Source organism: Rhodosalinus sp., assembly GCF_046542825.1.
In the GTDB taxonomy this organism is placed as follows: domain Bacteria; phylum Pseudomonadota; class Alphaproteobacteria; order Rhodobacterales; family Rhodobacteraceae; genus Rhodosalinus.
This window is the reverse complement of sequence record NZ_JBKHAQ010000022.1, coordinates 14,190-32,150: the sequence shown is the minus strand read 5'-3', so window position 1 is coordinate 32,150 and position 17,961 is coordinate 14,190. Positions and strand designations below refer to the sequence as shown.

Below are 17,961 nucleotides of genomic sequence, written 5' to 3'. Positions count from 1 at the left end.
GCGCGCCATCCCCGCGCCCGACGGCGGGTCGCGCAAGTTCTGCGACCGGATGAACGCCTTTGCCCAGCAACAGGGGCTGCCGGGGATGGGCTACATCTTCTGGCGCGACGGCGAGAGCGGGGTCGAAGCCGCAGGCCCGCTGGCCAAGAACATCGGCCCCGAGCGGACCGAGGCGATCCGCAAGCAACTGGGCCTTGGCAAGGGCGACGCGGCCTTCTTCCTGGGTGGCCGGCCCAAGGACTTCATCGGCGTGGCGGCGCGGGCGCGCGACGTGATCGGGCGCGAACTGGGCCATCTGGACGAGGGGCGCTTCGCCTTCGCCTGGATCGTGGATTTCCCGATCTACGAGAAGGACGCCGAGACCGGCGCGATCGACTTCGAGCACAACCCCTTCTCGATGCCGCAGGGCGGGCTCGAGGCGCTGCAGGGCGACCCGCTGGAGGTGCTGGGCTACCAGTACGATCTCACCTGCAACGGCTACGAACTCGTCTCGGGCGCGATCCGCAACCACCGGCCGGAGGTGATGCTCCGGGCTTTCGAGATCGCGGGCTATTCCGAAGAGGAGGTGCGCCGCCGCTTTGGCGGGCTCTACACCGCCTTCCACTACGGCGCGCCGCCGCACGGCGGCTGCGCCGCGGGCATCGACCGGATCGTCATGCTGCTGGCGGACGAGATCAACATCCGCCAGGTCATCCCCTTCCCGATGAACCAGCGCGCCGAGGATCTGATGATGGGCGCCCCGTCGGACCCCACGGCCGAACAGCTCATGGAGCTTGGTCTGAGGCTCGCGCCGAAGGACTGAGCCCGGGCGGGCCGGGCCGTCGATTTCCCGCTGCCTTGCCCCGCCCGATGCAGCCAGACCGGGGCCTCGTCGCAAGATGCGCCGCCCGGCGGGAGTGTCGCCGCGGCGCCAGATGCCCCGGTGCAACGAAGCGCGCGGCTGCCGCGCCGCCGGTCCGTCGATCGCTCCTGCCGCGCGGGTCCTGTGCGCGCCACCGCGCCGCCGCGAAGACCGCGCCCGTTCAACACGCCCGCGCCAGACGCTCCTGCACAAGTCCGGCGACCTGGGCCAGATGCGTGCGCGGCGCCCGGCCCTTGCGGTGCGCTTCCGCCAGCGCGTCCGTCGCCTCGGACAGCGGCGCGTCGCCCGCACTGCGCGCGAGGCCGGACAGGAACTGCACCAGGTAGTCCAGCGAGGCATCCCCGAGTTCGCCGCCGATCATCCCCGCGGCATGGGCCAGATCGTCGCGGTAGAGTGCCGGGTCCGGCCGCAGCTCGGCCGCGGGCATCTCCGGGCAGCTGATGCGCGCACGCTCGGGCAGGTGCTCCAGCACCGCGGTCTGGAACCGCGCCAGACTCGCGATCGGCTTGGCCAGGAAGGCATCCGCCCCGGCGCCCAGCGCCTCGCCCTCCCGCGCGACATCGCCGCTCATGCCAAGGATCACCGGGATGCGCGGCTGGGCCGCCGCGGCCTCCGCGATCAGTCCCGCGCCGCTGCCGTCTGGCAGCCCCATGTCGATCAGCAGCGCGTTGGGACGGTAGACCGACAGGTGGCGCCGTGCCGTGCGCAGGCTGTCGGCGCGGCGGATTCGGGCGCCCGACTTGAGGCACAGCAGGCGCACAGCCTCCGAGGCGTAGCGGCTGTCCTCGACCACAAGGATGGTCAGCCCGAGTAACGGGCGCGCGGCGGTCAGGCGGGGCGTTGCGGCGAAGAGATCGGTATCGTCCATCTGCGGGCTCCTGTCGCTGAGTCCTTTGCGACTCTCCGCGCGGCAGAGTGAAGATGCGGTTAACCATGCCGGCCTCCCGCCCCTCGAGGCGCCGCGCCCCTTGCGGTGCCGGCGCGCCTGCGCGCATAAGCGGCGCCACAGCCGCCCGCAGCCAAGGAGAGCCTTCCCATGATCGGACGCCTGAACCATGTCGCCATCGCCGTGCCCGACCTGGAGGCCGCGGCAGAGCAGTATCGCGGCGCGCTTGGCGCGCAGGTCGGCGCGCCGCAGGACGAGCCCGACCACGGCGTCAGGGTGGTCTTCATCGAACTGCCCAACACCAAGATCGAGCTCCTCTACCCGCTGGGAGAGGACAGCCCGATCAGGGGGTTTCTCGACAAGAACCCGGCCGGCGGCATCCACCACGTCTGCTACGAGGTGGACGACATCCTTTCCGCTCGCGACAAGCTGCGCGAGAGCGGCGCGCGTGTTCTGGGGTCGGGCGAGCCGAAGATCGGCGCGCATGGCAAGCCGGTGCTCTTCCTGCATCCCAAGGATTTCAACGGCTGCCTGATCGAGCTGGAACAGGTCTGACGCCCCTGCGGCGCTGCGCCCCTTTGCACGGGCGGCGGCGCGTGCCACTGTGGTCGCATCCGCCACGGAGCCTCTGTCCCCATGTCAATCGCCTCGGCCCTCGTGCTCTATGCCGTGCTCTGGTTTCTCGTGTTCCTGATCGCGCTGCCCGTGCGCGTGCAGACGCAGGGCGATCTTGGCCAGATCGTCGCCGGCACGCATGCCGGCGCCCCCGAACACCATCACCTGAAGAAGAAGGCGTGGATCTCGACCTTCGTCGCCGCCCTGCTCTGGGCGGTGATCGCGGGCATCATCCTGAGCGGGGCGATCACCATGCGCGACATCGACATGTTCGACCGCATGGGCCCCGATTCGACGCTGGCGCAGTAGCGGTCAGCCCCGCCGCTCGAGCCGGTGGAAGATGTGGGTGAAGGTGGCCGCGCCCAGGATCGGCACCAGAAGGTTCAGGACCGGCACGGTCAGCGGCAGCGCCATCAACACGCCGGCGGCCCAGATCGTGGGCGTGTGCCGGCGGCGCAGGTCCGCCGCGCCCAGCCGTCCCACCCGGCGCATCGCCGCGACGGTGAAGTATTCCCGCCCCAGAAGCAGGCCGTTGACCGCGTAGAATACCGGCAGGCCCGCCGGCGGAAAGATCAGCGTCAGCGCCAGCGCGATCACGTTGGCCACGATCAAGAGGCCGATGGCCGCCGCCCCGTCGCGCAGGCCGTCGAGGATCGTCACTTCGCCTGCGGGCGCAAGCTCGGGGTAGTGCCGCGCCTCGACCGCATCGGCCACCTCGTCGAGAAAGACCGAGACGAAGCCCGCCGCCACCGGCACCATCAGGAACACCGACAGCACCAGCATCAGCGCAAGAAACGCCCAGGAGAGCACGTCGTCCACCCAGGCGACCTCGCCCAGAAGCGGCAGGGTCACCGTGTCGCCCACCAGCCAGCCGACGCCCCAGACCAGAGCCGCGGTCAGCGCCGCGAGCAGCCCCAGCGTCAGCGCCAGCCCGCGCAGCAGGACCGAGCGGAAGCGCGGATCGCCAAGCTGCCCCAGCGCCTTGAGAAAGGCGCCAAGGATCACTCCGACAGCCACGTCACCACCCGGTCGATATCCGGGCGCGGCCGCTCGGGCGGTGTGGCGCTTTCGGTCCCGATGTGGATGAAGCCCGCGATGCGCTCGTTATCGGCGAGCTTCAGCGCCGCCGAGGCGAAGGTGCGGTCATGCGCGATCCAGCCGGTCAGCCAGTTCGCGCCCCAGCCCGCGGCGAGTGCTGCGTTGAGCAGCGACAGACAGGCCGCCCCGGCGGAATAGGTCATCTCCAGCGCCGGGATCTTGTCGGAGGGTTTCGTCACCTCGATCACCGCCACCGAAAGCGGGCTTTCCTCGAACTGCTGCGCGGCCTTGGCGATGCCGGCGTCGTCGTGGCCCTCGGCCACCGCGCGTTCGCGCGCCAGATGCGCGAGCCGGGCCAGCGCCGCGGGTTCCAGCACGACAAAGCGCCAGGGCTCCAGCTTGCCGTGGTCGGGCACGCGCGCCGCTGCGGTCAGGATGGTGCGCAACTCTTCGGCCGTCGGGGCAGGGGCGCGCAGGGTCTTGGCGGGCCGCGAGCGGCGCGTCAGCAGGAAATCCAGCGCGGCGGGGTTCGGATCGGGCATTGGCGGCTCCGTGATGGCGTCACGCGCCTATCTCGGACCGCGCGGGGCAGGATGCAAGCCCCGCGCCGTTAACCCTGCGTTCACCCGAATCCGGTGAGGTGGGCGGCATGACCCGTTCCGCCTTTGCCGAGGCCCCGCTGCCGCTCTTCGACGCCGACGAGGCGGATCCGGTGCCGCCGCGCGGCGCGCGCCTGCCCAGCTATCTCAAGGATCACCGCGCGCGGCTGCGCGAACGCTTCCTTGCGGGCGGCGCCGCCGCGATGCCGGACTATGAATTGCTCGAGCTGGTGCTGTTCCGCGCGATCCCGCGACGGGACGTGAAGCCGCTGGCGCGGGCGCTGATCGACCGCTTCGGCGATTTCAACGCGGTGCTCTCCGCGCCGCCCGAACGGCTGGCCGAGACCGGGGGCGTGGGGCCCGCCGTGATCTGCGAGCTGAAGGTGGTGGAGGCGGCGGCGCACCGCCTGTCGCGCTCGCGCGTGCTGCGCCGGCAGGTGGTGTCGAGCTGGCAGGCGCTGATCGACTATTGCCACGCCACGATGGCGCACCGCGAGACCGAACAGTTCCGGGTGCTCTACCTCGACCGCAAGAACGTGCTGATCGCGGACGAGGAGCAGGGCAGGGGCACCGTCGACCATGTGCCCGTCTATCCCCGCGAGGTGGTCAAGCGCGCGCTGGAACTCAACGCCTCTGCGCTGATCCTTGTGCACAACCACCCCTCGGGCGACCCCACGCCGTCGCAGGCCGACATCGCCATGACCGAGCAGATCCGCCGCGCCGCCGAGGCGCTGTCGATCACTTTGCACGACCATCTCGTCATCGGCCGGGCGCGCGAGCTGAGTTTCCGGGCGGAGGGCCTGCTGTGAGGCGCTGGGCGGCCAGGGCGGGCCATGGTGCCTTCGGTCGCTCCCCGTTGCGGTGCACAGACGCTCAGCGAGACGCACCTGCAGGGCGCGGTGTGCGCCAGTGCGCGCCAGTGCGCGCCGGTGGCCAGGGAGGGGGGCCAGCCCCCCGTCCGGCTGCGCCGGACTCCCCCCGGGGTATTTCCCGCAAGAGGAAGGACCGGGCGAGGCGCAGGGCGCACCGGCGCGGGAGGCTCAGAGCCGTTCGAGCGCCAGCGCGATGCCCTGTCCGCCGCCGATGCACATGGTCACGAGCGCGTGGCGGCCGCCGATGCGCTCCAGTTCGTAGAGGGCCTTGACGGTGATGATCGCGCCGGTCGCGCCGACCGGGTGGCCCAGCGCGATGGCGCCGCCGTTGGGGTTCACCTTTTCGGGGTCCAGTCCCAGGTCGGCAGAGACCGCCAGCGCCTGCGCCGCGAAGGCCTCGTTCGATTCGATCACGTCGAAATCCGCGATCGAAAGCCCCGTCTTCTCCAGCAGCGACCGCACTGCCGGGACGGGGCCGATGCCCATCACCTCGGGGCGCACGCCGGCATGGGCGTATCCCAGCACGCGGGCGCGGGGCGTGAGCCCGGCGGATGCCGCGGCTTCGCCGCGGGCCAGCACCAGCGCCGCCGCGCCGTCGTTGATGCCGCTGGCGTTGCCCGCGGTCACGCTGCCGTCCTTCGCGAAGGCGGGCCGAAGTCCGGCCAGCCCCTCGGCGGTGGTCGAGGGCTTCGGGTGCTCGTCGGTGTCGAACAGGACGGTCTGGCGTTTCACCTGCACCTCGACCGGCACGATCTGTTCGGCAAACCGCCCTTCCTCGATGGCGCGGCCGGCGCGGCGCTGGCTCTCCAGCGCGAAGGCGTCCTGCGCCGCACGGCTGACCCCGTGCTCCTGCGCCACGTTCTCGGCCGTCACGCCCATGTGGCCGGTTCCGAAGGGGCAGTTGAGCGCACCCAGCATCATGTCGCGGGTGCGCACGTCGCCCATTTTCGCCCCCCAGCGCTGGTCGGGGATGATGAAGGGCGCGCGGCTCATGTTCTCGGCGCCGCCGGCAAGGCCGAAGTCCGCATCGCCCAGCATCAGCGACTGCACGACGGAGACGACGGCCTGTGCCCCCGAGCCGCACAGGCGGTTGACGTTCATCGCCGGAACCGTCTCGGGCACGCCCGCCTCCATCGCGGCGACACGGCTGAGATACATGTCGCGCGGCTCGGTGTTGATGACATGACCGAAGGCCACGTGGCCGATCTGCGCGCCCTCGACGCCGGCGCGCTCCAGCGCGGCCCTGGCCGCCGTGGCGCCCAGCGTGATCGGCGGCACCGCCGCGAGGCCGCCCCCGAAGGTGCCGATGGCGGTGCGTGCGCCGCTCAGGATGACGATGTCGGTCATGGCTGTTCCTTTTGCCCGAATCTTTCGGCGCGAGCCTAGCGGCATGGCGCCGTGCCGTCACCGTCCCGTGGCGGCAGCGTCTCAGCCGCGTCTCGCGGCCTCCTCCCTGATCGCCGGAAGCGAGCGTTCGCCCAGCCGTTCGAGCCGCGACAGCACCGCGGCGAGGGCCACATCGTCGCCGGTATCGACGCAGGCGGTGACATCGAGGGCCACGCGGGCCAGCGCCGCCATGCCCAGTTCGTCCGCGATCGCGGCCAGGCCGCGTGCGGTCTTGCGCAGATACGCCATATCGCCTTGCCGCCGCAGACGTCCGAGACGGGCGAGGCGCACCGCCAGTTCTTCAAGCGCGCGCGTCACCACCGCCCCGGCCGCCTCCGGCCCGAGCTCTGCGAAAAGCCGCGAGACGCGCGCATGATCCATCAGCGCGGGTTCCTCCCGCGACAGCACGATCGGGTCCGCCATGTTCCCAACCCCTTGTCCCGCCCCCGCGAGCGCCCACTCTGGCGCCTGCCGCTTGACGAATGGTTGCCCCCGGCCGGCTTTTCCGCTCGAATCCGCGGCGAATGCAGCGTATCGGCTGACCGGCTCGGCAGCGCGACCGGCTCCACAGCACTGCAGGTGCGCGCCGGACGGCATGATCGTCGCAAGCCCGCTGCTCGCCTGTCGGCAGGCTTCATATTCTTGATCCGGAGACGGGGCCGCCCGCTCTGCGCGGTCAGTTCAGGACTTCGCCCGCCGCGCCGGAGCCCGGCAGCGCCTTGACGCAGGGCCGGCCCAGACGGGCCGAGAGTGTCGCCAGCGGCGTGCCCAGCCAGCGCGCGGTGCAGAGCTGCGCGCCGCCCGAGGTCTCGATCACCGTCAGCCGCCCGCCCCGGATCGCCAGGTGCAGACCCTTGGTGGCCAGCCCCGCGCGCAACTCCTGCCAGCTTCGCGCCTGCGCGAAGAGCGGCGCAAGAGCCGCGCGCAGCTGCATCGCCGTCTCGCTGTCCATCTCCGGGCCGGTGCGCCACCGGGTGGCAAGTTCGCTGTCCCCCGCGCCGGCGGTGATGCGCTGGGTCATGTCGTCTGCTCTCGCCTCGTTGTCCCCGGCCATTCTCTCACCGGCCATTCTGGGGGCCTCCGCCGGTGGGTGATCCCGCCGACAATGGGGCAGCGTGGCACGTCAACGGGGCGAAAGACAGGACATCGCGCGGCGGGGGCCGCCCCGCCGCGCGATCGCTGCATTTCCGTGACGATTTCCGCGGCTCAGCCCTTTTTCAGGCAGCGTTGGCCCAGCACTTCTGCGATCTGCACGGCATTGAGCGCCGCGCCCTTGCGCAGGTTGTCCGAGACGACCCAGAGGTTCAGCCCGTTGTCGATGGTCGAATCCTGGCGGATGCGGCTGACGAAGGTGGCGAAATCGCCCACGCATTCGATCGGCGTGACGTAGCCGCCGTCCTCGCGCTTGTCGACGACCATGATGCCGGGCGCCTCGCGCAGGATGTCGCGCGCCTCGTCCTCGTCGAGATGGTCCTCGAACTCGAGGTTGATCGCCTCGGCGTGGCCGACGAAGACAGGCACGCGGACGCAGGTCGCCGTGACCTTGATCGAGGAATCGACGATCTTCTTCGTCTCCGCGACCATCTTCCACTCTTCCTTGGTGGAGCCGTCCTCCATGAAGACGTCGATGTGCGGGATGACGTTGAAGGCGATCTGCTTCTGGAACTTCTTCGGCGCGATCTCGTCGGTCGGGTTGTAGATCGCCTTGGTCTGGTCCCAGAGTTCGTCCATCCCCTCTTTCCCGGCGCCGGAGACGGACTGATAGGTGCTGACCACCACCCGCTTGATGCGCGCCCGGTCGTGCAGCGGCTTGAGAGCGACGACCATCTGCGCGGTGGAGCAGTTGGGGTTGGCGATGATGTTCTTCTTCGCATACCCCTCGACCGCCTCGGCGTTCACCTCCGGCACGACGAGCGGCACGTCCGGGTCGTAGCGGTAGAGGCTGGAGTTGTCGATCACCACGCAGCCGGCCCTCGCGGCCTTGGGCGCGTAGGTTTTCGTGGCGTCAGAGCCGATGGCAAAGAGCGCGATGTCCCAGCCGGCGAAGTCGAAGGCGTCGAGATCCCGGGTCTTGAGGGTCCGGTCGCCAAAGCTCACCTCTGTTCCCAGCGACCGGCGGCTGGCCAGCGCCGCGATCTCGTCCACGGGGAACGCGCGCTCGGCGAGGATGTTCAGCATTTCGCGGCCCACGTTGCCCGTGGCGCCCACGACGGCGACCTTGTAGCCCATGACTGGCTCCCTTTTTTGCCTGCGCTGCCCGACGCGGGCGCGCGGCGCGCAGGCCTCATACAGGAAGCCCAAGTGCGACGAAAGGGGGCGGTGCGCGGCGTTCCGGCGTCAGTCCAGCCTGTCGCGGACGAAGAGATAGGGCAGAAGCCCCGCGATCAGCAGCGCCCCGAAGAGCGCGAAGAGCGCGGTATAGGGCGCCACGGCGCTGTCCGTGCCGGCGGCGACCGCGGTGTGCACCCGTCCCGTCACCATCTGGAACAGGCCCACGCCGCCGATGCTGAACAGGTTCATCAGCGTCACGCCCCGCCCCGCCAGGTGCATGGGCACGAAGGCCCGCGCATGGGCCATCATCAGCGGATAGGCCATGCCGAAGAAGCCCACGACCGAAAACAGCGCGACGGCGGTCCAGAAATCGGCCCGCGGCGCGGCCCAGAGTGCAAGGCAGCCCGCCGCGCCCATCACGGTGCCGCCGACCACCACCCATTTCCGCGTGCCCAGCCAGCGGTCCAGCGGACCGTAGGCGAAGGTGCCGGCGATCATGGCCAGCCCCATGACCAGCGTCGCGATGCCCGCGGTCATGCCCTGCACATCGGCCATGTAGGGGCCGATCCAGAGCCCGCGCAGCCCCGCCGCGGGCGCATAATTCACCAGCATCAGCGGCATGATGAGCCAGAGCGCCGGAATGCGCAGCAGGTCCAGCAGGCCGCCTTTGGCTTCGGTGTCGAGTTTCGGCGGGTCCTGCACGAAGACGAACATCGCCAGCGCAAGCACGGCGGTCACGCCGGCAAGGGCCGCCAGCGTTGCGCGCCAGCCCACCGCCTCGACCAGCATCTCCAGCGGCACGGTCCCGGCAAGGTTTCCGACCGAGCCCACGCCGATCATCAGCGCGCCAAGCGTGGCGAAGGCCGCGGGCGGGAAGCTGCGCGCGAAGATGTAGTAGCTGCCCATCAGCACCGGCGAGCATCCCACGCCGATCAGCGCCATCGCCATGGACACCTGCGCGGGCGACTGCGCCACGGCGAAGAGCGCCGCGCCCCCCGCGCCGCCCAGCAGGAACAGCACCGACGAGGTCAGCCGCGGCCCCAGCCGGTCCAGCGCCCAGCCCACCGGCACCTGCATCGCCGCGAAGGTCAGGAACCACAGGCCGGAGGCGCGGGCAAGATCGTCCGGCGTGGCGCCAAGGTCGCGCGCCAGCGGCTCGGCCAGCACGGCAAGGAAGGCGCGAAAGAACTGGCTGAAGACATAGGCCAATGCCAGTAGTGCCAGACCCAGCCGCATGTCGTCCCCTCCGCCCTGTGCCGGCGTTCGTTGGCACGCGCGGGCGGCGGCCGCAAGCGATTGACCGGCGGCGATGGCTCAGGGAGATGTTCGTCTCGAGCGGCGGGAACGTCTGGCCCGGCGAGATCGAGCGCGGGCTCTGCGGCCACCCGGCTGTGGCCGAGGCCGCGGTGATCCCCGTGCCCGACGACCGCCGGGGCGGGGTGGGCCACGCCTTGGTCGAGCCGCGCGCGGGGCATTGCATCGAGGGCGGTTCGCTCGCACAGTGGTGCCGGGCGCGGCTTGCCGGATACATGGTGCCGCGGGGCTTCACCGTTCTGGAGGAGTGTCCGCGCACGGCCTCCGGCAAGGTCCGCGAGCCCGCCCTGAAGGACCGGTTGGGGAGCGGCCTGCAATGACGCTGAACCTCGTCTCGCACTGGACGCCGAGCCACGCGGAATTCGCCGAATTCGCGCGGATCAGCGGCGACGACAATCCGATCCATCTGGACGACGGGGTCTATGCGATCGGCGGCTTTCCCCGGCCCGTGGCGCACGGGATGCTGATCTATGCCCGGCTCTGGGCGATGCTGCGCGAGGAACGGCCGATGGCGCGGCCCGAGCTGCACATGCTGGTCTTTCCCAATCCCTGCTACGCGGGGGAGGAGGTGCTGCTGCAGGTGACCCAGGAGGAAGAGGGCGCGCCGATCCTGCTGCGCGCGATCCGGCGGATCGACGACAGCGAGCTGCTGATCGGCGAGCTGGAGGTGCAGTGATGGAGATTGGCGCGAGCGCCGAACTCACGCGCATCTTCTCGCGCGCGGATGTCGAGGCGCTGTCGCATCTCGCCGGGACCGGCGTGCGCGAGAACGTGCCAGAGCCGCTGATCGGCGGGCTGATCTCCTGCCTGCTGGGGACGCGGCTGCCGGGGCATGGCACCAACTGGCTGAAGCAGGATCTGCAGTTCCTGGAGCCCGTCCCGATCGGCAAGGCGCTGACCGCGCGGGTCGAGGTGACGCGCGTGCGGCCCGAAAAGGCGCTGGTCGATCTCTGGGCCAGCGTCCGCATGGACGGCGGCACCCTGGTCTGCGAGGGCCGCGCGCTGGTGCTGGCCCGCGGGCGGTGATGGCGCGCGGCGGTGGAGGAGCTGCCCGAGCGCGCCGGAGGGGCCGACAGGTTGCGGGTCGGGCGCAGCGGGCTGCAGGAAGGCCCGACCGGGATCTGCAGATGGGCTCGGCTGACGCCTCGCCCCGCGCCGCGGCGGGGGCTCGCTGACGCTCGCGGGTGCCGTTGCCGGGTTGGGAACCGCGTCCGGCGGTCCGGGCGCCGGCCTGACGGAAGGCCCGCAGGGCTCGACTGCCGCCGCGCCATGACCGGGCAGATCGGGGGCAGGACGGCGAAGCCGCGCGCTCAGAAAGGCGAAGACCGCAGCCATGGCAGCGCCCGGCAGCGTCCCCGCCATCTGAACCAGAATTCATGTTCGGTCGGGGCCGGAGTCGCGGCAGGGCTGGCCCCGCGCCCTCCGCACCCTTAAGGAGGGGCGCATGGCCGCGAAGGATCAGCCTGTCTTCACCCTGCTCGTCGAGGCGGGCCGCAAGCCCGGCGACGGGCTGCCCGAGGGTGCCACCGGCGCGGCGCTTCTGTGCTACGCCGGTGGCGTGGCCGAGGCAGAGGCCGTGCGCGAAACCGTGGCGATCCTGAAACAGGCGGGGCTCTCGGTGCTCGATGTCACAGGCTACGGCACCGCCGAGGAACGGCGCGCGCAGGGGCACGAGATCGATGCCGAAGAAGCCGCGCTGATGGCCCGCGCGGCGGCCGAGAACGCGGTGATCGTCGCGCAGGTGACGCCCTTCTTCGACGGGGACGCGTCCGGTTGAGAGGCCGGGGTTTGCGCCCGTCTGCCGGTCGGGCTACTCCGCCGCGCAAGGAGTGCCCCTCATGCCCACCGATCCCATAGCGCTGACTGCCGATCTGATCCGCTGCCCCTCCGTCACGCCCGAGGAGGGCGGCGCGCTCACCCTGCTGGCCGAACGGCTCTCGACCGCGGGCTTCGAGTGTCACCGCGCCGACCGTGGCGACGTGGCCAATCTCTTCGCCCGCTGGGGGCCAAAGAACGCGGCGCGCCGATTCGGCTTCAACGGCCATACCGACGTGGTGCCGGTGGGTGACGCGGAAGCCTGGAGCGTGCCGCCCTTCGGCGCCCAGCGGCGCGACGGCCAGCTCTGGGGCCGGGGCGCGACAGACATGAAGTCGGGCGTCGCGGCCTTCGCCGCGGCTGCCATAGACTTCGTGACCGAGACGCCTCCCGAGGACGGCGCGGTGATCCTCGCCATCACCGGCGACGAGGAGGGGCCGGCCCTGGACGGCACGAAGGCGCTGCTGGACTGGATGGAGGCGCAGGGCGAATCGATGTCGGTCTGCCTGGTGGGCGAGCCCACCAGCCGCGAGCGACTGGGCGACACGGTGAAGATCGGCCGGCGCGGCTCGCTCTCTGCGTTCTTCACCGTGACGGGGGTCCAGGGGCATTCGGCCTATCCGCACCGCGCGCGGAATCCTCTGCCCGCGATGGCGCGGCTGATGGACCGCCTCGCCTCGGCCACGCTGGACGGGGGAACGGAGCATTTCGATCCCTCGACGCTGGCGGTGGTCACCATCGACACGGGCAATCCGGCGACCAACGTGATCCCGGCAAGCTGCCGGGGCACGGTCAACATCCGCTTCAACGACGCCCACAGCGGAGCGAGCCTCACCCGCTGGCTGGAGGCGCAGGCGGCGGAAGTGGCCGCGGCGTTCGACGTCGGGATCGAGACGAAGATCAAGCTCTCCGGGGAGGCGTTCCTCACGCCGCCGGGGTCGCTGTCCGACCTTGTGGTGGCGGCGGTGGCGGCGGAGACGGGCGTGCGGCCGGAGCTGTCCACCTCCGGGGGCACGTCGGACGCGCGCTTCGTCAAGGATCACTGCCCGGTGGTCGAGTTCGGTCTGACCGGGCGAACCATGCACCAGGTGGACGAACACGTGCCCGAGGCCGAGGTGGTCGCGCTCAAGGCGATCTACGCGCGTATCCTGCGCGACTATTTCGCCTGACGCGGCCGAAGATTTTTCGATCGAAAAATCTTCTGTCTGATCGTGATGATGCGCCCGCGAATTTTCGATCGAAAATTCGCGGGCGGACGCGTTGCGCGCTTTTCGCGATGACGCCGCCTGCGCCGCGTGGTAGGCGGCGCGCATGGCCACATTGCCCTCCAAGGACGACATCCTGCGCTGGGTCGAGGACAACCCGACCCTGACCTCGAAACGCGACATCGCCAAGGCTTTCGGGCTCAAGGGCGCCGAGCGCATCGAGCTCAAGCGCCTGCTCAAGGAACTCGAGGACGAGGGACATCTCGAGAAGCGCAAGAAGGGCTACCGCGACCCCGACCGCCTGCCGCCGGTGACTGTGCTGGAAGTGGCGGAGCCGGATGCCGAAGGCGACCTTTTCGCGCGCCCGCTGGAATGGCACGGCGAGGGCGTGGAGCCGCGGGTGCTGGTGGTCCCGCGCGAGACGGACCCGGCGCTGGGTGCGGGCGACCGCATCCTTGCCAAGCTCACGCCGGTGAAGGCCGAGGGCCACAATTACGAGGCGCGGCTGATCCGCCGCATCGGCGCCACGCCGCGCCGTGTCCTCGGCATCTTCCGCAAGGGGCCCGAGGGCGGCCGGATCCTGCCCATCGACAAGGGCGACGGCAAGGAATGGACCGTCGCGCCCGATGCCACCCACGGCGCGAAGGACGGCGAACTGGTCGAGGCCGAGCACGCAGGTTCCCGCGGACGCATGGGCCTGCCGCGGGCGCGGATCGTGGCACGGCTGGGCGATCCTTCGGGGCCGAAGGCCGTCTCGCTCATCGCGATCCACCAGCACGGCATCCCGCACGAGTTCCCCGAGGAGGTGCTGGCCGAGGCGGACCGGATCAAGCCCGCGGGGCTTTCGGGCCGCGAGGACCTGCGCGACCTGCCGCTCGTCACCATCGACCCCGAGGATGCGCGCGACCACGACGACGCGGTCTGGGCCCATGCCGACGACGACCCGAAGAACGAGGGCGGGCATGTGATCTGGGTCGCGATTGCCGATGTCGCGCAATACGTCCGGCCCGGCAGCGCGATCGACCGCGAGGCGCGCAAGCGCGGCAACTCCAGCTACTTCCCCGACCGCGTGGTGCCCATGCTGCCCGAACGGCTGTCGGCCGACCTGTGCTCGCTGCACGAAGGCGTGCCGCGGGCCGTGATCGCCGTGCGTATGCAGATCGACGGCCACGGCCGCAAGATCGGGCACCGTTTCGTGCGCGGCCTGATGCGCTCGGCCGCCAGCCTGAATTACCGGCAGGTGCAGGCAGCCGAGGACGGCGCGCCCGACGAGGCGACAGGGCCGCTGCTGGACGAGGTGATCCACCCTCTTTTCGCGGCCTACCGGGCGCTGGTGCGGGCACGCGAGACGCGCCAGCCCCTCGACCTGGACCTGCCGGAGCGCCGGGTGGTGCTGTCGGACGAGGGCAAGGTGGTCTCGGTCAGCTTCCGCGACCGGCTGGATGCGCACCGGCTGATCGAGGAGTTCATGGTGCTGGCCAACGTCGCCGCCGCCGAGACGCTGATCGCGAAGAAATCACCCTTGCTCTTCCGCGTGCACGAGGAGCCCGATCCGCTGAAGCTGGACGCGCTGCGCGAGACGGCGCAGGCCGCCGGATTCACACTGGCCAAGGGGCAGGTGCTGCGCACCGAGCATCTGAACCGCCTGCTCGATCAGGCGGCCGGCTCGGACGAAGCGGAACTGATCAACATGGCCACCCTGCGTTCGATGACGCAGGCCTATTACTCGCCCGCCAACTTCGGCCACTTCGGCCTTGCGCTGCAGGCCTACGCGCATTTCACCTCGCCGATCCGGCGCTACGCGGATCTGATCGTGCATCGCGCGCTGATCACCGCGCACGGCTGGGGCGACGACGGCCTCTCGAAGGACGAGATCGAGGTGATGGAGGGGACCGCCACGCATATCTCGGAAACCGAGCGCCGCTCGATGGCGGCCGAGCGGGACACCACGGACCGCTACCTTGCCGCCTATCTCTCGGACCGCGTGGGCGCGGAATTCACCGGGCGGATCAGCGGCGTGGCGCGCTTCGGCGCCTTCGTGAAGCTCGACGAGACGGGCGCCGACGGGCTGATCCCGATGCGCAACCTTGGCCGCGAATATTTCGTCTACGACAAGAAGAGCGACTCGCTGATGGGGGCCGACACCGGCACCGTGATCAAGCCGGGCCAGCGCGTGACCGTGCGGCTGGCCGAGGCGGCTCCGGTGACAGGCGGACTCGCGCTTGAGCTGCTGGAGCTGGAGGACGAGCCGATGCCCGGACCGCGCGACAGGCCTGGCCGTTCGCCGCGCCGCAAGCCCGCACAGGCCAAGCGCAAGGCGGCAGCAGGCGCGGCCAGGGGCGAACGCGTGCGCAAGGCGGCAAAGAGCGCCCGAAAGGTCACCCGCAAGCGGCATTGACCCGCCGCTGCGCGGGCTGGCTGCGGTCCAGGGTTTCGCGATCCGGGCAGAGCGGATAGACTGCGTGAAAACGTCGCTACCGACCGAGCAGGCAAAGACATGACCCGACGTTCCCGCTTCGCCGGCGCAGCCGCGCTCCTGTCCATCATCGCGATCCCCATGCTGCCCCAGGCGGCAAGCGCGCTGGAGCGCTCTCCGCGCCCCGAGCTTCGGCCCGTCGAACTCGGGCCTGGCGGCGCGCCGGAGGTCGCGCGGCAGGCGGTCTACGTCCTGCCCGGGCGTTCGCTGCGGCCTGCCGCACGGCCCGACGCGCTGCTGCACCGCACCCGCGCCGCCGCGCCCGAGACCGCGCCCGAGACGGAGGCGCCGATGCCCGTGTCCAACCGTCAGGCTCCGTTCGAAGCGTGGCTTGCCGATTTCCGTGGCCGCGCGCGCGCCGCCGGTATTTCGCAGGCGGTGCTCGACCGCGCCCTGCACGGCTTGCGCTACGATGCGTCAGTCGTGGAGCGTGATCGCAACCAGGCCGAATTCACCCGAACGCTTTGGGACTATCTGGACACTGCCGTGTCGGACACGCGCATCGCCAACGGCCGCGCAGCGCTGCGCGACCACGGCGCGGTGCTGGAGCGGATCGAGGCGCGCTACGGCGTCGAAAAGGAGGTGGTCACGGCGATCTGGGGGCTCGAGTCGGCCTATGGCGCCTTCCGCGGCGAGACGAAGGTGATCGAGGCGATGGCAACGCTCGCCTTCGACGGTCGGCGCGGCGCCTTCTTCGAGCAACAGCTCGTCGCGGCGCTGAAGATCCTGCAGGCGGGCGACACGACGCCCGAGCGCATGACAGGAAGCTGGGCGGGCGCGATGGGCCACACGCAGTTCATGCCGACATCGTACCTGGAGCATGCGCAGGACTTCACCGGCGACGGGCGGCGCGACATCTGGGGCGGCGACCCGGCCGATGCGCTGGCCTCCGCCGCGGCTTACCTGGCGCACCACGGCTGGGAAAAGGGGCAGCCCTGGGGCGTGGAAGTGCGGGTGCCGGAGGGCTTCGACTACAGCCTTTCCGATCGGGAAATCACGAAACTGCCCTCGGACTGGGCCGCTCTGGGCGTGGTGGACATGGCCGGACGCCCGGTGCCCGATCACGGGCAGGCTTCCGTGCTCCTGCCTGCGGGATCGCAGGGCGCGGCTTTCCTGATCTTCGACAATTTCGCGGTGCTCGAGCGCTACAACACCGCCGACGCCTACGTTATCGCGGTCGGCCACCTGTCCGACCGTCTGGCCGGTGGGCCGCCGATCCGCGGCGGCTGGCCGCACGGCGACCGGGCGCTCACATACGACGAGCGCAAGGAGATGCAGCGCCGCCTGACGGCGGCGGGCTTCGACACGCGCGGCATCGACGGCAAGGTGGGTCCGCTCACCATAGCTGCCGTGCGCGCGTGGCAAACGGCGCAGGGACTGACGCCGGACGGCTACGCCTCGCCCGCCTTGCTCGACCGGCTGCGCTAGAGTGGCGCCTGTCACGCAGCCCTACCGCCCGGGAAGCAAGGCATGTCCGGCAAGCGCTGAGGTTGCGCCGCGCGCCGGGGAAACCCCTTGAAAAGGGGTTTGCAAGGGCCTTGGAAGGCCCTTGCCCCCGAATGCTGCGCGGGCGCTTCTTGTCAAGGCCGCAGGTGCATGCGACCGTTGCGCGGTCATCCGGGAGGTGAGGCATGAGCACGACGGCAGGCCACAAGGCCGTGCAGCTGCCGCAGGCCGTGGGTGCGCGCAACGCGGGCATGCCCCTCGACCTCGATTGGCTGCGCGGCGTGCAGGCGAACCGCTCGGCGATCGAACGGCGCTGCGCGAGCCTGCCGGGTCGGCGGTCCGTCAAGAAGGCGCATCAGGCCGCCTGGCTCTGCAAGGCTGTCAGCCTGATCGACCTGACCACCCTGTCGGGCGACGACACCGCGGGGCGCGTCGCGCGTCTCTGCGCGAAGGCGCGCCGCCCGGTGCGGGCCGATCTGCTGGAGGCGCTGGGCATGGAGGGGCTGACTGTCGGCGCGGTCTGCGTCTACCACGAGATGGTAGCGCCGGCGGTTGCGGCGCTGAAGGGCTCGGGCCTGCCGGTCGCGGCGGTTTCCACCGGCTTTCCGGCGGGGTTGTCGCCCTTCCGCCTGCGGGTGGCCGAGATCGGCGAGAGCGTGGCGGCGGGCGCACGGGAGATCGACGTCGTGATCTCGCGCCGCCATGTGCTGACCGGCGACTGGGAGGCGCTCTACGACGAGATGGCCGAATTCCGCGCGGCCTGCGGCACGGCGCACGTCAAGGCGATCCTCGCCACCGGCGAGCTGGGGTCGTTGCGCAACGTGGCCCGCGCGAGCCTCGTCTGCATGATGGCCGGGGCGGATTTCATCAAGACCTCCACCGGCAAGGAGAGCGTGAACGCCACGCTGCCCGTGGGGCTGACGATGATGCGCGCGATCCGCGACTACCACGCGCGCACCGGCGCGAAGGTGGGCTTCAAGCCGGCGGGCGGCATCTCGGCCGCCAAGGACGCGCTGACCTGGCTCGCGCTGGTCAAGGAGGAGCTTGGCCGCGACTGGCTCGATCCCGCGCTCTTCCGCTTCGGGGCCTCCTCGCTGCTGGGCGACATCGAGCGGCAGCTGGAACACCATGTGACGGGCGCCTATTCGGCCGGTTGGCGGCACGCTCCGGCCTGAG

The 17,961-nt window shown here is 70.8% G+C and carries 20 protein-coding genes; 12 read left to right on the top strand and 8 right to left on the bottom strand.

The features are described from left to right. Positions 1–802: amino acid--tRNA ligase-related protein (locus ACLFOB_RS04920; protein WP_410925213.1), on the top strand; the 802-nt coding region annotated here is incomplete at its 5' end. Between the two features lie 220 nt (positions 803–1,022). Here the strand turns inward: ACLFOB_RS04920 and ACLFOB_RS04915 are convergent. Beyond that, entirely contained in the window at positions 1,023–1,730 is a 708-nt protein-coding gene (locus ACLFOB_RS04915) for a response regulator (protein ID WP_410925211.1), read from the bottom strand. A gap of 168 nt (positions 1,731–1,898) precedes the next feature. Here ACLFOB_RS04915 and mce point away from each other — a divergent pair, with 168 nt between their 5' ends. Continuing rightward, positions 1,899–2,303 carry a methylmalonyl-CoA epimerase gene (gene mce / locus ACLFOB_RS04910; RefSeq protein ID WP_410916398.1) on the top strand — a complete coding sequence of 135 codons (405 nt, stop codon included), beginning with the start codon at positions 1,899–1,901 and terminating at the stop codon, positions 2,301–2,303. 81 nt (positions 2,304–2,384) lie between these two features. Beyond that, entirely contained in the window at positions 2,385–2,672 is a 288-nt protein-coding gene (locus ACLFOB_RS04905) for a DUF1467 family protein (protein WP_410925209.1), read from the top strand. Between the two features lie 3 nt (positions 2,673–2,675). On the opposite strand, the gene ACLFOB_RS04900 is transcribed toward ACLFOB_RS04905, so the two are convergent. Both ACLFOB_RS04900 and ACLFOB_RS04895 read right to left on the bottom strand, forming a co-directional pair. Then, on the bottom strand, positions 2,676–3,380 hold the full coding sequence (locus ACLFOB_RS04900) for an EI24 domain-containing protein (protein WP_410925207.1): 705 nt from the start codon (positions 3,378–3,380) through the stop codon (positions 2,676–2,678). Then, positions 3,365–3,943: a nitroreductase family protein gene (locus tag ACLFOB_RS04895; protein ID WP_410925205.1), complete on the bottom strand. Its 579-nt coding sequence runs from the start codon at positions 3,941–3,943 to the stop codon at positions 3,365–3,367. The genes ACLFOB_RS04900 and ACLFOB_RS04895 overlap by 16 nt, the downstream gene beginning before the upstream one ends. A 107-nt stretch (positions 3,944–4,050) precedes the next feature. Here ACLFOB_RS04895 and radC point away from each other — a divergent pair, with 107 nt between their 5' ends. Beyond that, positions 4,051–4,809 (top strand): RadC family protein, encoded by a 759-nt coding sequence (gene radC / locus ACLFOB_RS04890; protein ID WP_410916402.1) that lies wholly within the window; start codon positions 4,051–4,053, stop codon positions 4,807–4,809. A 231-nt stretch (positions 4,810–5,040) separates the two neighbouring features. Here radC and ACLFOB_RS04885 read toward each other — a convergent pair whose 3' ends face one another. The 5 genes from ACLFOB_RS04885 to ACLFOB_RS04865 form a co-directional block, all read right to left on the bottom strand. Then, positions 5,041–6,219, bottom strand: a complete 1,179-nt coding sequence (locus tag ACLFOB_RS04885) for an acetyl-CoA C-acyltransferase family protein (protein ID WP_410925203.1) — start codon at positions 6,217–6,219, stop codon at positions 5,041–5,043. A gap of 81 nt (positions 6,220–6,300) precedes the next feature. Further along, positions 6,301–6,681 carry a hypothetical protein gene (locus ACLFOB_RS04880; RefSeq protein ID WP_410925201.1) on the bottom strand — a complete coding sequence of 127 codons (381 nt, stop codon included), beginning with the start codon at positions 6,679–6,681 and terminating at the stop codon, positions 6,301–6,303. Positions 6,682–6,934: 253 nt separating this feature from the next. Beyond that, entirely contained in the window at positions 6,935–7,327 is a 393-nt protein-coding gene (locus tag ACLFOB_RS04875) for a hypothetical protein (RefSeq protein ID WP_410916405.1), read from the bottom strand. Between the two features lie 137 nt (positions 7,328–7,464). Next, positions 7,465–8,487, bottom strand: coding sequence for an aspartate-semialdehyde dehydrogenase (locus ACLFOB_RS04870; RefSeq protein WP_410925199.1), 1,023 nt, complete (start codon positions 8,485–8,487; stop codon positions 7,465–7,467). Positions 8,488–8,595: 108 nt separating this feature from the next. Further along, positions 8,596–9,765 carry an MFS transporter gene (locus tag ACLFOB_RS04865; protein ID WP_410925197.1) on the bottom strand — a complete coding sequence of 390 codons (1,170 nt, stop codon included), beginning with the start codon at positions 9,763–9,765 and terminating at the stop codon, positions 8,596–8,598. A gap of 86 nt (positions 9,766–9,851) precedes the next feature. Between ACLFOB_RS04865 and ACLFOB_RS04860 the strand changes: the two genes are divergently transcribed. The 8 genes from ACLFOB_RS04860 (at position 9,852) to deoC (ending at position 17,960) form a co-directional block, all read left to right on the top strand. Further along, positions 9,852–10,163, top strand: a complete 312-nt coding sequence (locus ACLFOB_RS04860; RefSeq protein WP_410916408.1) for an AMP-binding enzyme — start codon at positions 9,852–9,854, stop codon at positions 10,161–10,163. Continuing rightward, positions 10,160–10,519 carry a MaoC family dehydratase gene (locus tag ACLFOB_RS04855; protein WP_410916410.1) on the top strand — a complete coding sequence of 120 codons (360 nt, stop codon included), beginning with the start codon at positions 10,160–10,162 and terminating at the stop codon, positions 10,517–10,519. The genes ACLFOB_RS04860 and ACLFOB_RS04855 overlap by 4 nt, the downstream gene beginning before the upstream one ends. Beyond that, positions 10,519–10,869, top strand: a complete 351-nt coding sequence (locus ACLFOB_RS04850; protein ID WP_410925195.1) for a phosphate acetyltransferase — start codon at positions 10,519–10,521, stop codon at positions 10,867–10,869. Before ACLFOB_RS04855 ends, ACLFOB_RS04850 begins: the two co-directional genes overlap by 1 nt. A 418-nt stretch (positions 10,870–11,287) precedes the next feature. Then, positions 11,288–11,620 carry a hypothetical protein gene (locus tag ACLFOB_RS04845; RefSeq protein ID WP_410916413.1) on the top strand — a complete coding sequence of 111 codons (333 nt, stop codon included), beginning with the start codon at positions 11,288–11,290 and terminating at the stop codon, positions 11,618–11,620. A gap of 61 nt (positions 11,621–11,681) precedes the next feature. Next, positions 11,682–12,827 carry a succinyl-diaminopimelate desuccinylase gene (dapE, locus tag ACLFOB_RS04840; RefSeq protein WP_410925193.1) on the top strand — a complete coding sequence of 382 codons (1,146 nt, stop codon included), beginning with the start codon at positions 11,682–11,684 and terminating at the stop codon, positions 12,825–12,827. Between the two features lie 142 nt (positions 12,828–12,969). Then, a complete protein-coding gene (gene rnr, locus ACLFOB_RS04835; RefSeq protein ID WP_410925191.1) occupies positions 12,970–15,261 on the top strand; it encodes a ribonuclease R in 2,292 nt (763 codons plus the stop codon). A 99-nt stretch (positions 15,262–15,360) separates the two neighbouring features. Beyond that, positions 15,361–16,767 (top strand): lytic murein transglycosylase, encoded by a 1,407-nt coding sequence (locus ACLFOB_RS04830; protein ID WP_410925189.1) that lies wholly within the window; start codon positions 15,361–15,363, stop codon positions 16,765–16,767. A 203-nt stretch (positions 16,768–16,970) separates the two neighbouring features. Next, a complete protein-coding gene (gene deoC / locus ACLFOB_RS04825; protein ID WP_410917834.1) occupies positions 16,971–17,960 on the top strand; it encodes a deoxyribose-phosphate aldolase in 990 nt (329 codons plus the stop codon). The last annotated feature ends 1 nt before the right edge of the window (position 17,961 follow it).